The sequence below is a fragment of the Namhaeicola litoreus genome, assembly GCF_042679565.1.
Lineage (GTDB): Bacteria > Bacteroidota > Bacteroidia > Flavobacteriales > Flavobacteriaceae > Namhaeicola > Namhaeicola litoreus.
The window spans coordinates 945,444-961,449 of record NZ_JBHTMY010000002.1 but is presented as its reverse complement, the minus strand read 5'-3'; the positions used below and the strand labels follow the sequence as shown (position 1 = coordinate 961,449).

At 35.0% G+C, this 16,006-nt stretch carries 15 protein-coding genes; all 15 read right to left on the bottom strand.

Annotated features, from left to right (window positions below):
- Positions 1–20 precede the first annotated feature (20 nt).
- The 15 genes from ACFQ39_RS06020 to ACFQ39_RS05950 all read right to left on the bottom strand — a co-directional run bounded on the left by ACFQ39_RS06020 (position 21) and on the right by ACFQ39_RS05950 (position 15,962).
- Positions 21–1,376, bottom strand: a complete 1,356-nt coding sequence (locus ACFQ39_RS06020) for a S41 family peptidase (protein WP_377177089.1) — start codon at positions 1,374–1,376, stop codon at positions 21–23.
- Positions 1,377–1,633: 257 nt separating this feature from the next.
- Positions 1,634–2,152: a RidA family protein gene (locus tag ACFQ39_RS06015; RefSeq protein WP_377177088.1), complete on the bottom strand. Its 519-nt coding sequence runs from the start codon at positions 2,150–2,152 to the stop codon at positions 1,634–1,636.
- Between the two features lie 192 nt (positions 2,153–2,344).
- Complete coding sequence (locus tag ACFQ39_RS06010) at positions 2,345–4,159, bottom strand: DUF885 domain-containing protein (protein ID WP_377177087.1); 1,815 nt, start codon at positions 4,157–4,159, stop codon at positions 2,345–2,347.
- A gap of 286 nt (positions 4,160–4,445) precedes the next feature.
- Positions 4,446–5,489, bottom strand: coding sequence for a carboxylesterase family protein (locus tag ACFQ39_RS06005; protein WP_377177086.1), 1,044 nt, complete (start codon positions 5,487–5,489; stop codon positions 4,446–4,448).
- 295 nt (positions 5,490–5,784) lie between these two features.
- Positions 5,785–6,582 (bottom strand): SDR family NAD(P)-dependent oxidoreductase, encoded by a 798-nt coding sequence (locus ACFQ39_RS06000; RefSeq protein WP_377177085.1) that lies wholly within the window; start codon positions 6,580–6,582, stop codon positions 5,785–5,787.
- Positions 6,583–6,732: 150 nt separating this feature from the next.
- Positions 6,733–7,536, bottom strand: a complete 804-nt coding sequence (locus tag ACFQ39_RS05995; RefSeq protein ID WP_377177084.1) for a PIG-L deacetylase family protein — start codon at positions 7,534–7,536, stop codon at positions 6,733–6,735.
- A gap of 162 nt (positions 7,537–7,698) precedes the next feature.
- A complete protein-coding gene (locus tag ACFQ39_RS05990; RefSeq protein ID WP_377177083.1) occupies positions 7,699–8,652 on the bottom strand; it encodes a Fic family protein in 954 nt (317 codons plus the stop codon).
- A gap of 234 nt (positions 8,653–8,886) precedes the next feature.
- A complete protein-coding gene (locus tag ACFQ39_RS05985) occupies positions 8,887–9,426 on the bottom strand; it encodes a sterol desaturase family protein (RefSeq protein ID WP_377177082.1) in 540 nt (179 codons plus the stop codon).
- 638 nt (positions 9,427–10,064) lie between these two features.
- Positions 10,065–10,808 (bottom strand): DUF6090 family protein, encoded by a 744-nt coding sequence (locus ACFQ39_RS05980; RefSeq protein WP_377177081.1) that lies wholly within the window; start codon positions 10,806–10,808, stop codon positions 10,065–10,067.
- Positions 10,809–11,115: 307 nt separating this feature from the next.
- Entirely contained in the window at positions 11,116–11,277 is a 162-nt protein-coding gene (locus tag ACFQ39_RS05975; protein WP_377177080.1) for a hypothetical protein, read from the bottom strand.
- 21 nt (positions 11,278–11,298) lie between these two features.
- Positions 11,299–11,469, bottom strand: a complete 171-nt coding sequence (locus ACFQ39_RS05970; RefSeq protein ID WP_377177079.1) for a hypothetical protein — start codon at positions 11,467–11,469, stop codon at positions 11,299–11,301.
- A 224-nt stretch (positions 11,470–11,693) separates the two neighbouring features.
- Positions 11,694–12,581, bottom strand: coding sequence for a hypothetical protein (locus tag ACFQ39_RS05965; protein ID WP_377177078.1), 888 nt, complete (start codon positions 12,579–12,581; stop codon positions 11,694–11,696).
- Between the two features lie 140 nt (positions 12,582–12,721).
- Positions 12,722–13,480 carry a DUF6090 family protein gene (locus ACFQ39_RS05960; RefSeq protein WP_377177077.1) on the bottom strand — a complete coding sequence of 253 codons (759 nt, stop codon included), beginning with the start codon at positions 13,478–13,480 and terminating at the stop codon, positions 12,722–12,724.
- Between the two features lie 129 nt (positions 13,481–13,609).
- The gene (locus ACFQ39_RS05955) at positions 13,610–14,581 is read right to left on the bottom strand and encodes a hypothetical protein (RefSeq protein WP_377177076.1); all 972 of its coding nucleotides are present in this window, start codon (positions 14,579–14,581) and stop codon (positions 13,610–13,612) included.
- A gap of 214 nt (positions 14,582–14,795) precedes the next feature.
- Complete coding sequence (locus ACFQ39_RS05950) at positions 14,796–15,962, bottom strand: lycopene cyclase family protein (protein WP_377177075.1); 1,167 nt, start codon at positions 15,960–15,962, stop codon at positions 14,796–14,798.
- Positions 15,963–16,006: the final 44 nt, after the last annotated feature.

Here is a 16,006-nt window from a genome sequence, read left to right as displayed (position 1 = left end):
TAGAGCTAAGGTTTTAGAAATTAATTGAATTGCTTAATTAAGAGAAAAACCTCTTGTAGGTCCCAATCTTCTTTTTTTAGAAAGTATTGGTATTTTATCTTTTCTGACACCAAAATATCAGGATTTATTTTCTGTTCAGGAATATTGTTTTCCAATTCTTGAGAGAATTTAATAACGCCAATTGGCAATGAAACCCTAATCTTAGTATTTGGCAATTCATATTCAATTTGTTTTCCAGCTGTTATTTCGTGATGTGAACCTCCAATTTGTTCCCCTACCATGCGTCCTCTGTTATAATTTTTAAAGATCGCTGTAAAATATGAGGCTCCAGAAATATTTCTTCCGCCAATGATTAAATAAACATTTCCATTAAAGTTATTTTTTTTAGGCTTGCGCAGTTCATTATTAACGTAATTGAATTCATAATAGCCATTACTTTTAGTAAAAGGTTTTTGAAAATTTATTATAAACTCATCCACTTGGTCTTGATTTACCTCTCTGTCACCAATCTTTTTAATGTAATTTTTATACGGCAAATCAAAATCCGGGACACTAAAATGTATTTCTTCATAAAAATCATTTTGTGCAATATAAGAATAGAATAAGGCTGGAATCAAGATGTTGCCCCCTCCATTATACCTTAAGTCTATGATTAAATTCTTTGATTTCTGTTTTTTTATAGTTTTGAATATGTCCGAAAACTTTTTATCAAAAGCATCATATACATTAGTAACATTTTCATTCCAATCAAACGAATTTAATTGGATATAATATGCATCGGAGTCTTTAAAATAATCCGTGTTTATTAGATTTTTTAATTGCCAAGGATTTATTGGATATATGGTAGTGCCATAAAAGTTTTCTCTAGTCTTAATATCGATAGGGTCTAATTCAATAAATTGGGTTTCGCCAGAATTTGGTAATTCATAAGTGACTTTAAATGATTCGGGAGCTCCATATTTTACAAGAAAAAATACATCAAAGGAGATCTCCAAGCGTCGTAACCCATATGTTGATTTTTCTTTAAGCATACTGTCGATTATGGCTACAACTGGCATCCCGTTGATTTCAGTAATAACAGATCCATATGGAATTTGAGCCCTCTCATGGTTTACAATTAGTTTATCGTCAATTATCATAACTGGAAATGGGAAAAGAACGCTTTTATCATCGAGCATTTCTTTCATGATATCGCTGGGGAGTGATATCGTGCCATGTTCATCTAATTTTGTGTTTGCTTTTGTGTCCATTAAAAATTTGAAAAACTCAATCGCACTCATCGTTTTTCCGGCAAGTTCTAAACTCCGCTCATTCAGATAATTGTACAGTGTTTCCCTTTCTTTAGAATTTAGATTTGGGGAAACTTCACAAACCATATTTTTTAATATGTCGAAGTCCTCTTTTAAAAGAGAATCACTTAGCTGAACTTGACAAATGCAATTCAAGCATAAAAAAAAGTGTAAGATGAATAAAATCTTTCTCATTTTATTTAATTACTTAAAACGCGTTATATCAGCACTGAAATAATTATTTATTTGCATCACAACTAGACATTAAGAAGTTTATTTAACCCTATTTTCAATAGTTGATATGCTTAAAACCACACTTTAGCATCGTGCGGGAGCGGGGGCTTCTATTCAGATTTATGTGCCTCTAGTTCGATTTCAACCATAAATTCAGGTAATGCTAATCCCTTTACTTCAAGCCAGGAACCCGTAGGAAATCCGTTTTTATAAATTTCAGCTCGGTAAGCTGATTTTTCAAGCATTTGTGCCATATCAGTTGTAAAAATATCTTCTTTTACAACATCGTCAAATGTGCAACCATAGTGCTTTAATATTTTTTCCAGATCAGCGTAACAGTTTTTCATCTGCTGTTCTATATCTCCCACTGCAGTTGGATTCCCCTCGCCATCCATACTCACCGCTCCAGAGATTTTAATGCTATTTCCAATTTTTACAGCATGAGAATATCCGTAAGCTTTTTCTACATCAGGCCGTAATAGGAAATATTCAGGTTTCCCGGATTCAACAATCACTTCCTTGTTCACTTCTTTCGTTTCCACCTTTTGTTTTTTTTCACAACTTTGGAAACCTACAGCTAATACGAAAAGTAGAGTCATTAAAGTTCGTCGGTCGCTTAGTTTTTTCATATTTTCATTTTGTTTCATGCCTACTTTGGTCGGTTTTCGGCTATCCCGTTTTATTATGAGTTTCGTTTTTCAGTATGACGTCTAAGGGTCTTGTATTTGAAAAGTAGCGCGTGTTAAGACGAACTATTCAGTTTATCACTGACCTTTAGGTCTTTATTTAGCTTTCATTTAAGCCTTACAATCGCTATTTTTTTATTCGATGTTAGCACCAGTTTTTTTAATCCACTCATCAACTTTATCTTCTAGTATGCTTAAAGGAACATTGCCTCCTGTTAGGATTAAATCGTGAAAGTCTTTTAAGATAAATTTATTACCCAGTTGTTGTTCGGCTCTTTTTCTAAGTTCTTTTATCTTAAGTTCTCCAATTTTATATGAAATTGCCTGTCCCGGGCGAACCATGTACCTTTCTATATGAACTGTAGCACTTTGCTCGGAAATAGGCATATTATCTAAAAAATATTGAATGGCCTGTTCTCTTGTCCAACCTTTATAGTGCAGCCCAGGATCAACCACTAATCTTGCTGCACGAAGCATTTCTCCTTGTAACCTACCCAGATATTGGTAAGGGTCTTTATAAAGACCAAGTTCTTTGCCCAAGCTTTCACAATAAAGACCCCATCCTTCCGTAAAGGCTCCGAAGTCAGCAATTTTCCTATATAAAGGTATTTCGTCTGATTCAAGGTTTAAGGCGATTTGAAAATGATGTCCAGGGATAGCTTCATGAAGAAACATCATTTCCATCGCTATATTGTTAAACTTCCGTACATCGGGAATGGCTTCATAGAAAATTCCAGGTCTTGTACCATCCATGGATGGACTATCGTAGTTGGAGGTTGCTGCGTTGGCCAAATCTTCTGGAACAGGCCTAACCTCAAAAGGTGTTTTGGGCTTTACACCGAAGTTCAAACCAAGTAAGGGTTGAATCTTTTCCAGGGTCTCATAATGTTTCGCGATGATTTCTTGTTTTGTGGTAAAAGGAAAAAATTGTTGATCCGTATTTACAAATTGAAAAAATTCACTTAAAGACCCGTTAAACTCTGTGGCATCCTTGATAGAGTCCATTTCTTTGCGAATTCGAGCAACTTCTTGCAAGCCTATTTCATAAACCTCTTGGGGCGTAATATCTGTGGTCGACCAATATTTTACCAAATATGCATAGATTTCATTTCCACCAGATATGGCATAGATTCCATCTTCTGTTTTCGATTTTGGCAAATACACATCCTCTAAATAAGACTGCATGAATTTAAACTGCGGAATTAATTCTGATTTGATGAATCCATTATATTTTTGAACAATTTCTATGCTGTCCTGATTTGTTATAGCATTCGGCATTACAGCTAACGAAAAGTAAAAAGGATTAATCTTTGGATCTTCACTGGTCCAATCGTCAAATTGTGGAATCATTACTTTCACAATCTTTTCAGGTAACGTTCGATCTGTATTCACCGCTTCTTCCTGAATTTCTTGGGCCGTCACCAACCATTCCTTAAAACTTTTTAAGCGTTTTAAAAAATCATCGTAGTCTTGTTTTGAATTAAATGGTTGTGCGCCATTTCCTTTGGCAAGTTTCACAAATTCGTGATGCGTACTTCTATGATAGGAATGTAGCGGATGATAGGTAAAAATGGTGCCTGGTTGAATCCCTAATTTCAGCCCTTCCTGTTCGATCTTAATAAGGTATTTTAAAATTGCTATTTCATTCTTATCATTTGAGTCAAGATTTGAGGTGTCGAGCAACTTTAGACGAGCTTCCCATTCTCGATAAGAATTTGCTTTTTCTAATAAATACGGCTCACTGATATTATTAGCAAACAAATGGTTGTATTCATTATAGCCTAATCTGGTAGCTCCAACCGGGTCAAAGCCAAGCTGTTCATTGAAATACTCCAGATATAACGAATCTAATGAAATCTCCCGGGGAACTTCCTTTTCTTTTTTGATTGAATTGCAGCTAAAAAGTCCTATTAAAGCTATCGTTGATAAGAATATGTTTGTTCGACTCATTTTATAAATTGGTGCTTAAGTGTGATATCCCGACTAAAATAGTTATTTACAAATATATCATAGAGGTAAAAAAGTTTAATATCTTTTTTTTATAGTTGATGTGTTTAAAACCACTTGATACACTTGCACGGGAGCAGGACATATTTTTATTTTTTTAATGGCTACCAACGGTAAATTGTATGAATAGTTGTAGATTTTGTGGCACTTTTTTGTCAAACCACTACGCAGTTTGAGCGGGTTACCTACCTTGATGCCTGCCATTACTTATACAAAATGCTACACCTTGTTATTTTTTGATTCCAACTGATTTTGTAGGTTTTGACTTTTTGAAATAATAATTAACGGCAATTAATTTATAGCTATAAGATTCATTATCCAAAATCACCGGGTCTATGTAATGGTTTATATTCCCATCTACTTCAACCAATACTTCATTATTTCTCAAAATTATATAATACCAGATGTCATTGCCTTGGTTGGACTGTTTAAGAGGTAATTCCCATTTTAGTATATTATTATTTCCTATATAGTCCGATTGATGTTTTTCGACAGTCAAACCTTCAGTTGTATGTGGTATTTCGTCATTTTTGCCTTTCTCCTGTTTAAACAACCATGTCTCCAATGTTTTTTCTTCCGATGCATTTTCCCAGCTGTTATGTTTTACACCTTGGTAAACGGTATATCGTACCTTACTCCCTCCTTGCTTAATTATTTCATTATAAATATTCCTTGACAGATGTATCGGAACCACATCATCCAGCTCACCGTGAAAAATCCATAATGGAATATTGATTAACTTTTTAGCAATTTCTACTTTGGCCCCTCCGCAAATAATGTAGGCCGCTGCAAATGTTTCAGGAAATTTTGACAAAATTCCAAACGTACCATGCCCTCCCATCGAACCTCCATGAATGTAAAGTCGATTGGTATCAATGTTAAAGTTGTGTACTGTATTTTCAAGAATTTCGATTGCCAATTTACCATCCCTTAGCAAGGTGTCATTAAATAGATCATACCATCCACCACCTTCAAATGGATTTCCGTGGCAAATTGGTGTCAAAACGAAACATGGATTATTTTTTTGAAATGTCTCTTTGTAATAAACTAAATCATGGGGGATTGTATCAGTAAAACCATTAAGAACCATTACAAGCGGATAGGATTTGTTCGTATCGTAATCTATAGGTTTATAAAAACCATATTTCAATCCTTTGTACTCAAGTTCCTTGTAGTTGGGGTATTTTGTATCAAGTTGCGCATTAACTAAATTAATATTGAAAATAAGTATTATCAGTGTAATAATTGCAAGAACGGTTTTCTTATTTGCCATAATACTTCATCCTATAAATGGTTAAACAATCCGTTATTTTTAATAAGGCATAGCGTGTAATATCCTGACTAAATTAGTTATTTACTAGAACATCATAGAGGTAAAAAAGTCTAATATCTTTTTTTTATAGTTGATATGTTTAAAACCACGCAATACATTAGCTGCGCTTGAATTTCATTTAGCTGCGCTTGAATTTCATTTAGCTGCGCTGAATCTTCGATTTGACTTCGTCGAATCTTGCGATTTGACTTCGTCGAATTTGATTTTGCACGGGAGCGGAGGTTCTTATTCTTTTTTATTTTGGCTTTGCACCTTTTGAAACAATCGTTCTCAGCAAGCCAGGAAACCAATTTTGTAACCAAACAAAAACTCTCCCGTGGTTTGTGAAAATATAATTTCTTTTCCGCTTAATTATAGCCTTCGCCATAACTTTCGCAGCTTTATCCGTAGGCCACATTAAATTTGCCGGACGTGGGTCTGGCCGTTCAGGATGCCACACGCCTTCATTATCAATCCTGGCAATCTCGGACACCACAAATCCAGGATGAATGGTCGTACAACTCACTCCAGTGCCCTTTAATTCAACCTGCAAGGTCAGACCAATTGAGTGTACAGCAGCCTTTGAGGCGCCATAGGCTCCGACATTAGGATTGGGAAGATAAGCTCCAACACTACCCACCAAACCTATTCGACCTTGGTTTTGCTTTAAATGTGGCAGGGCGTATTTTACCGTCAATGCTAATCCGGTGACGTTACCTTGTAATTGCCTATTCCAATCTTTTGCATTCAACTTATCTATACTTCCAAAAACACCAAAACCGGCATTGGCTATAGCAATATCTAAACGCTCCCAATTGTCTATTATGTTTTGAACAGCATTTTCTATTGACTTTTCTTCCATAATATCAACCGGAACTACCAATGCTTCACCACCCGCATTCTCTATCTCAAGAGCAATCTCATCTAATAATTCTATGCGTCTGGCAGATAGCACCACTTTATATCCCAATCTTACCCACTCAAAGGCCATAGCTTTGCCAATACCAGACGAAGCCCCTGTTATCCAAACTACATTTTCTTTTGTGTTTGTCATTTTAAATTATTTTAGTCAATCTATTAGATATTCAAGCTGAAGCATAACGGTCTCTGCCATGATTTGTTTCGGAAAAATCCGCAGGATTTTCTTAGTGAAGACTGACCAAGCCATAGCTTATACATGTGTTGTACGGTCGTCCTTTTCCGATTATTCAGTACTAAAAAAATCTTGTTTTTGACCTTTAGCTACCACAAACTTTCTAAAATACATTTCATTCTTTCTATTCTTTTCATTTTCAATAATTTCTTCTCGTTCATTTATTGGCATACGCTCATAACAATTCAAAGATTCCATTGCTTTTTGTTCGTCTTCGTCTGTATAGTTTATAATTACATTAAAATATTGGTCATCAGCATACCTTATCCATCCATCATTATTTTGCTCAAGGGTTTTAGGCCATCCAAAATAATACAAAGGATATTTATCAACCCATTTCTCTCTCAACAACAATTCTGTTATAATACTACCAACAATAATATGTTCAGGATGCCCATATTCTCCATCGGGTCCATAAGTGATAATTAAGTCAGGTTGAATTTGAAGAATAGTTTCTTTAAGTTTTTCTCTCAATTGTACACCTGATTCAATGGCTGCTCGAACTCCATCTTTCTGTCCGTGTTTTCTATCAAGGCTAATCAAATCACAAAAAATAGGTTCTGAAATTCCTAGTTTTTCACAAGAACAAATGGCTTGATTTTTATTGGCCAGGGCTAATGAGTCCGGATTTTTGTTTTCCAAATTTGTACTATAACGACCATCAACACTAATTACCAAATGAACTTTATAACCTAGTCGCGAAAATTTTGCTAATACAGACCCAAATCCTGTTTCATCATCTGTATGAGCCACTACTACTAATACGTCTTTCGTCTTATCCTGTTTTTCATTGCACGAAAAGGTGATCGTTATTACTAATGCAAAAAAAACAGAAGTTAATGAAGTTATTTTCATCTCGTTTGAGTGTTATTTGTTATGATACAAAACGGTCTTGGTTATGGCAAGTACGAGATTTTGAAACCGCTTTCTTGTTCGCCTACCTTAAATTTATTTGTTTGCAATATCTTCAAATATTAGCGATCAGTTCGCATTTGCTAAAGCCGATGTTGTGCCCAGTTATTTTTTCCGATAAATGGTTCTGTTTTTTTCTCCTAATTTTTCAAACAGTTTTAATTCTACTCCCTTTTTTAAATCTCTGCTAGCTGTTGCAGAGGAAATATCCTTAAAAATGTCCATATAATCTTTTCTTGTAAATTCGGTGTTGTTCAAAGAGATAAAATACTCCAGTCTATCTTTTTCGGTCAATGTTCGATTGTTAAAGTCCAATAATTCGCTTATCGAAATATCAATTACATTAAGCATATATTCAATGAACTTTGTGGATTGTCCTGATTTATCACTTTCTGCCAATGCGTTGTAATATTTCTCTTGGTCGTTGCTAATTAAAGTCTCGAAAGGTAAAAATTCAAATATTGGATATTTTTCCATTAATACTAAAGTTTGCCATAATCGACCCATTCTTCCGTTTCCATCTAAAAATGGATGTATAAACTCCATTTCATAATGAAAAACACAACTTTTAATTAATTCAATTTCATCCGATTTTTGCAAATACCTAAAAAGGTCTTTCATTAGATAAGGGACATTTTCAAAAGGTGGTGCTAAATGTTCTACTTTTGAACCTGTTACAATTCCTACGCCTTGATTTCTATATTTTCCAGCGTTTTCAATTAGACCTTCCATTAAATTTAGGTGTGCTTTTAAAAACGATTTTTCATTCGTAGGATCGTAATCTTCTAAGTTCTCATAAATTTTAATTGCATTTAGAACTTCGATAACGTCCTTTTTTGGTCCAATTACTCTTTTCTTTTCAAGTAGTGCTGTGATTTGTTCTTCCGTGAGTGTATTTCCCTCAATTTTCAATGAGGAATGAATGGTTTTTATTCTATTTTGTTTTCTCAATTTAGGCGAAGGTCTATTTAATAAATTAGCATTTACTTCTCCTATTTTTTCAGAAATTGAAGTTATAAGTTTTAAAATTGATGATGTTATTTCATATGGTGGGTTCATTTATGATACTATCATTTGATACTATCAAATATACAATCATTTGCCAAAATGTAGAATTGAAAACGAATTATTTTAATTGAGCACAAAGTGTTCTATCCTCACTAAAATATTGATTTACAAATATATCATAGAGGTAAAAAAGTTTATTTGATCTTTTTTAAAAAATAGAAGATGTGCTTAAAACCACTTGATACACTTGCGCGGGAGCGGAGGAGGTTACAGTGTTGACCATATTTAGACAGATTTATGTTTTGTAGTCAATTTCTCAAAACGCTCCTTAAAATCAGGGGTCTCCGTATTCATCCAAGTATCCCAGAAGGTGAAATAGAGCCCATAGTTATAGTTGAATTTTTTGTGATGGTCGTCGTGATGCGCCGCTCCGATTAACCATTTTGCTGAGCTATTATGCGCCCATTTGGCGGAATAAATTTCCACTCCCCCATGGTTAATGGTTGATGCAATGGTCATAAACAGCAGGATCGCCAGTATGACCCCAATGTGTAAAGGCAACCACAAGACCAATACAGGTAAGACTATGGCTTGCAATAAAGATTCAAAAGGATGGAAGGAAAATGAGGTAAAGGCTGAAGTTTGTAAACTCATGTGATGTGCCCTGTGTATCCATCTGTAAAATCTAGGTAAGTGCATCCAACGATGAAGCCAGTAATAAAGGGTATCCTGGATGATCAGCACCAGTATTACACTCAAGACCAAATACCAGATAGGATAGGTGTCAAAGTTGGTATAAATTGCTGTGTGTCCGCGCTGCCACAAGATGATTACTCCCATCCCAAGGATAGTAAAGATGGCGGCACTCATTGCAGAACTATAGATCTCCTTTTTAATTTGTTTGCTTTTCAATTTTGAAATACTTAAAAATCGATGCCGAAACTTGTCCCTGAGCCAACGATGGAAAAAAAGATGGTATACCCAGGAGAAGATGAGATACCGAAAGAAGATGATCACAAAGAGGCCCAGTGATGACCAAAACACATAAACAGGATTAAGTTGTCCGATTTGTTTAAGATATTCCATCACTTCTAATTTCAGAAAATTTTTTTCTTCTCATGGTTTGATCTCTCAAGCAAAAAGTCTCACCATACCACTAACCTGAGTTCGGTGGTAAAAGAATTTTATATTCTTTTCAGGTTGGTCATCGTGAGGTACAACACTTGACAGTGAACGAAAATAAGCATTTATAAGTTCGATCACAGGGAACTTGTAATTTTTTGACACTATATAGGGTTAAGTAGATCGGTTGGGTTCCCCAGGAAAGATTCACTTCGTCGAAACTGCGATTTAGCTATGCTGAATTTGATTTAGCTACGCTGAATCTTCGATTTGACTTCGTCGAATTTCATTTAGCACGGGAGCTGAAAGTTTTTTGCCTGCCTGTGGCTGGTAGGCTTTTGTTATTTTTTCAATTCAGCATCTATTACATTTTGTATTTCTTGACATTTATCAATGAGGTCTATTAACATCTCATGGATTCTTCTGTCGTTGCTGATAATTATTTTTAATGTGTTAATTAGTTCAACGTTAGACCTTAAAGACTTATAATCAACTGGTTGTAATTCCGGCAATTGGTCTGAATTATTACTAGTAGTATTAAACAGAGATCTGGCAATTGGTCTACCATAATCGTGGATATTTTTATGAAAATTCTCGTATTCATAAACCAGCATATTATAGTCAATATTATACAGGTTTAATATATCTTTTTTCAATTGGTTATTACTTATTAGATCAATGCCTTTAGATTCTAACACCTTATATGCTGAAATCTGTGGGGTGAAAGCTTTACCCGCCGTTGATGTTATAATTACAAAGTGTTTATTGAGAGAGTCATTGTATGGAAGATTTTTTTCTAAATGTTTCAGAATGATATTCGCACTTTGAACATCATTTTTAGCCAATTCAATTCGCAAATTTAATTGTTGAATGTCTGTTGAAATAGACCCCTGGATATCTTGAAGAATATTTGATTCGGCAATATGATCCTTCCTGGTTTCATTCCAATTATTAATCTGAAGGGCAATAAGAATTCCAATAACCACAAGTACAATTTCTCCAATAGCATATTTCAAGTACCTGCCTACCTGCCAGGCAGGCTTTCCAGTTTTACCTGCCCTTCCGGCAGGCGGTTTTTTTTCCATAAGGTCGTATCTAATTTTTCTAAAAAACTTTATCATAAATCTAATTTAAGCATTTAGATTGTCCGCAAGCGGGGATCTCGCCTAAATGTCCATCGGACATTAAATTTACTATATAAATCTCGGCTCGATCATATCATTGGTTAGCGATTTGCCCCGAGTACTCGGGGTAAAGCACAAGGGTTTTGGTTATGATTCGTTGTGTACCAATTTAAATTACATGATCTTTTCAGTCTTCCTTTTTGACAATCTCAAACTCAGATCAATCGATTTCAACATAATTAATAATGTCCATTGCCTCAAATTCATTTTATTCTTTTATTCCTGTCCAGGGAGCAGCAAGGTTTCGATTTGGACAATCTATTATTCCGAAAAGCTTATCATTTTCTAAATATCCGGCATGATAATATTCATTACTCTGATCAGATGTTGAAAAAGCAAAGTAAATTTTATCCCAATTCTTATTGATCAAGGCATCCTTTATTTCACTACTTTAAAAAGTTCCGGTAAAAGTATATTCACCTATCATTTTCATATGGAAGGATTGATCATATCCATCTGATTCAGGCGTTGGTCTTAAATCAATTTTCCAATTGCCCATCATTGGATCAATGTCTTCGGAAGCCTTGTTTCTTGAGTCTTGAGCAATGATTGAAATCAGCATTAAAAAAATATGGCAATCCTTTTTAATTTTCTTTTCATGAGTATGGAAGTTATAAATGACCTAAGACGGCCTATATCAGCACTAAAATAATGAATTTTAAATTTAAATAAGGGAAGATAGAATGCAGTTGCACAAAAGAAAAATTCGCCAAAAGCCTGTAAAAAAATGATTTACCCCGCATACTCAGAATAAATGAGCCAAGCTATGTCATTGCGGTTCTCATTTCAATTTACTTTGTACATGTTAAAAGTTCTAGACCATTGGGTTGATTCTCCCGGTTGGATAGCTATGTTAAAAAACAACTCCGGACTAATCACATGCCTCCATCCCCAAAGATTGATCTTATTTGTCTGAAAATTTCCGGTTTCGCTGATACCAATCTTACTTTCCAGGTTGATCAGTTCCCATTTTGCTTTTACATTTTTCCCTCCAGTTAGGTTACCATAAAAGAATTGTTCGTTGGGGGTACTTTTAAATTTAATTTCATTTTCGCCCAATTCAACTTTTCCTTCAGGGTTAACCATTTCTCCAAAAAACTCAGGTTTTAATTGAAATGGAAATTTTAACAGGTAATTTGTCCCTATTAAATCTTTATTGATGGCCATAAAGTTGTGCATGTATTCCGTTGTTACAATCTCTTTTTCACCTGTATTTTGCAAAAAATAATTTACTGTAAAACTACTATCAAGTAATTCAATTTCCTTTTTTAAAACATATGCATATCCATGAACTGCTTTTGATGTGCAACTCATTACAACCTTATTCGATCGGGTAATCATTTCAAATTCGGCCGGATCGACCTCGTAATACTTGTGAAACTGGTAGTGCGCATCTACTTTTTTTAACAAGCCCACGCCTATTTTGTGATACCATCCCCCTATGTCTGTCTCATCAAAACCCAAGGCTGTATCAATTCCAAATTCATTATAATATCCTTTTCCAAAATCATGCTCATTTTGACAATCGGTTCTTTCGACACTAGACAATGAAATGCCTTGAAACTTGACTTCCACAATTTTACCCGTCCAATCAAATCGTGAAAAATTGTAATTTTCCAAAGGATGATCAATATGAATTTCCAGGTTTTTGTTTTTAAGAATATAAGTCATCATACGATTTTAGTTTAAACCCATAAGCACCATGTTGCCATAAACAAACTTGAAATCAACTGCCCCCTCTGAAAAGGTTTTAAAGTTATATCTATTATCCTTATACAGATCATTGCGTGATTCATTTTAAACAAACATCATCCTCATGTTGTGATCTCTTCCTCAATCTTCCGCATTAATTGTTGGATTTTTATAATGATATTTTTTAGTGTACTGATGTTCCATTTTCGGTTGGAAATGATCTCCGTATTGATACTTTTAAATTTAGGATCTTTCATTAAAGAGTCATAATCCATTGGTTTAGCATACTCAATGCCTTCCGTGTTGCTATCGTCATAATACTTGATAAAATGCTCAACGTGATAAGGGTATGACACATTCTGCTGCAAATTATTTGCCCATTTTTCATTTTCTGATTGTATGACAGGCAGTTCATTCTCAAAAATCAAACTAATTTCGATTCTTAAACTATCGTTGGCTATTAACTCAAGTCCTCTTGTTTTAAGGTAATCGTATCCTGCCGAAACGGGATGTGAGGAAACCGTCCAAAAATACATCCCAAAAGCTTCATCAAGTTTTTGGTCATATTGCTTTTGATGATCAATATAATCGAGTATCAAAAAATTGTAATCTACATATGTTTCCTCTAATTCAATTGTTCTATTTAAAGATGCGATTGTACTTTTGAGATTGGTATTGATTTCATTCAATATCTTCATCTCCAGAATTTTATCTTTTCTCGATTCGTTCCAGTTATTTATCTGCAAGGCGATCAAAATTCCAATAACAACCAACACAATTTCTCCAATGGCATATTTAAGATACCTCCCCGGAGACAAAAAAGGTTTTCCTGTTTTGTCGAATGAAAGGAGATGATGACGTAGTTGCCTAAAAATCTTCATTATTATTTGTCATTTATTTGGTCTGAAGAAGCTATACCATTCTCGCCTTAAAAAGGTTCATATGAGGGTTCATTGCCTGCGCATTGCAGATCATTCATTTTTTTTGAACCTTACAAGGGGTTTATCATGCTATTCAAGTACTTCAAATGTTTTCAGTAAGTTTTTCTTCATGGTATTTGGCACCTCGGATATCAATGCATACCTACCAGGTATCAATGTCGCAGTGAAATAGCCTTTATTTCCCGCCGGCATATCATTTACACCCCCCAAAAAAGTGAAAGCTTTTGGTGCAGGTTCAATTAAGCCCTTGGGATCTGCCCAATTCATCCAACTTTCTAATTCTTCAAGATTAGCATTTTCATCCAGCTTCACAAGATTAATGTCGTGACCGACAAAATTTTCATGTACAATTTGATCTTTGTAGTACACAGAAAAGGTGTGCTCTCCAGCCCGAATAGCCTCATCAAAAACAATTCCATCGGTACTCGAAACAACGATATCAATATCCGAAGTCGGTTCTTTATTACCCGAATCTGCTTCCGTTACAACGATATCCTTTGTCATTCCCATGGAAGTGTGGAATATCCCATTGCTCATTTTGACATAACACTCAAGTATATATTTTCCGGGTTTTAAATGAAGCGTTGTTTCTGCCACTTGATTGGGCGATAGTAGGCCCGAACCTCCAACGAAAACCACTTCACTGAACCACTCCGGTAGTTTTGCAAATTCAGCAAAACCTTCTTCAGATTTCCCTTCCATAATTAATTTCATAGCACTATCAAATACCGGAGCTACTGCATTTTCTGCATCCTCTGAGGTCTTCCCTTCCGGATATTTATCCACAAGGAAAAAATGTGTTTGAGGCGATACGTTTTTATAGCGAAAGGTATTCCAGCCCGAAGGAATCGTATCCACCATCTGAAAATCCATTTTTTCCGTTATAATTTCTATCACATTTTTTGGTTCTGAAACAGCAGTTTCAATTTGCTTTTCCTTTTTCTCACTTTTACAAGATTGACAGAAAAATAAGGCTGTTAAAGTCATTAGTGCAATGCTAAAAGTATTTCTTTTTAACAAGTAATTCTTAAAAGTTCTCATTTGACGTGGTATTAAGTTAGTCGAAATTATTTCCTAAAAGTACCATCTGTTTAATCGCTTGAAATGGACTTTGATTTTCGACTAAATTAATCATTTCAACTGAATTTTGAATGCAATCAATAGATAACCAGCGCTATAAGTACATTCTTATTCTTGATTTAGACCCGACATATTATCAAAAATCGCAAGGTTTGGATGTCTTGAATCCATCATGCTAATCATGAAAGAGTTGCTTATATCCGGCCACAAGAAATGGTTTGATCGGTAAACTTTTCATGATTTTTATCTCCTCAACCAAAGTACTTTCATTTCCTAAAAAGGCGAGAATATTTTCTATCGAACATTTCTTGAATAGGGTAGAGAAAATTTCCCTCCCTTCCATGCTTCCTGAAATAATTACTTCCAACATGGTTCGGTCATACCAATCAAACATAGCCTCTCGAAAAGTTGCCTTTGGGTTTGGCGGGTACCCTTCTCGCAAATTTTTTAAAATAAGGTCAGTGTGTTTTTGAATAAATTGAAAGGTATACCCACTGCTCGCTTTGGTAAAACCTCCGGCGGTGCCCATATTTACGATCCTATGACTTGCATCAGGGTTTCTTGAAAACTTTGCCAATGACATGGGTATAACGCCAAATTCTTTATGCATGATTTCATACTTTTCAATCTTGAGATATGCTTTGATATAGTTTTCCAAGGCTGCTTTGTACATTGCTTTATCGAGTAATTTTTCACTGAATAAAGTATATTCTACAAGGGCCTCCGAAGAAGATGTCGGAAGTATGTACATAAAAGTAATCCCATTTTCTTGGCTAAGCCTAAAGTCCATCAAAGTTCCGGTCTTATCATCAAAAACAGGTCTTTCCGTTTTTATCACCCAGCCTTCAAAATGCTGTAAAAGCGAATTTTTTGTATTGATCTCCGGGTTAAACAAGCCGGTAGAATTAAAAACATATTCCGCTACATATTTGGCTTTTTCAGTCGCGACAAAAGCGGTATCGGATTGCCCCTGGATATTTAGAATATTTTCTTGTTTAAACGATACATTTTTAAAATTTTGAGCGAAAGACAAAACGTAGTCATAAAAATCAATTCCTTGAATCATTTTATAACTGTAATTTTTCAACTTGTATTGCCTCTCAAAATCAGTTGTCAAAAATTCCAGAATTTTCCATTCGTGGGAAACAACCGGTTCAAACACTCCCCTTCCCTTTTCCCAAAAACACCAGGTTCTGTCGTTTGCATTCTTATCGCTCTTATCGAGCACTAAGATGTTTTTGGCACTTAAAACAGGGTCTTTTAGTATTCTGTATAAGAGGCTCAGGCCTGCACATCCCGATCCGGCTATGATATAATCGTATGGTAGTTTTTGTTGCTTCATTTTTAACGCATAGAGTTTTCGCTGCTATAAGTATTCATTCGCTC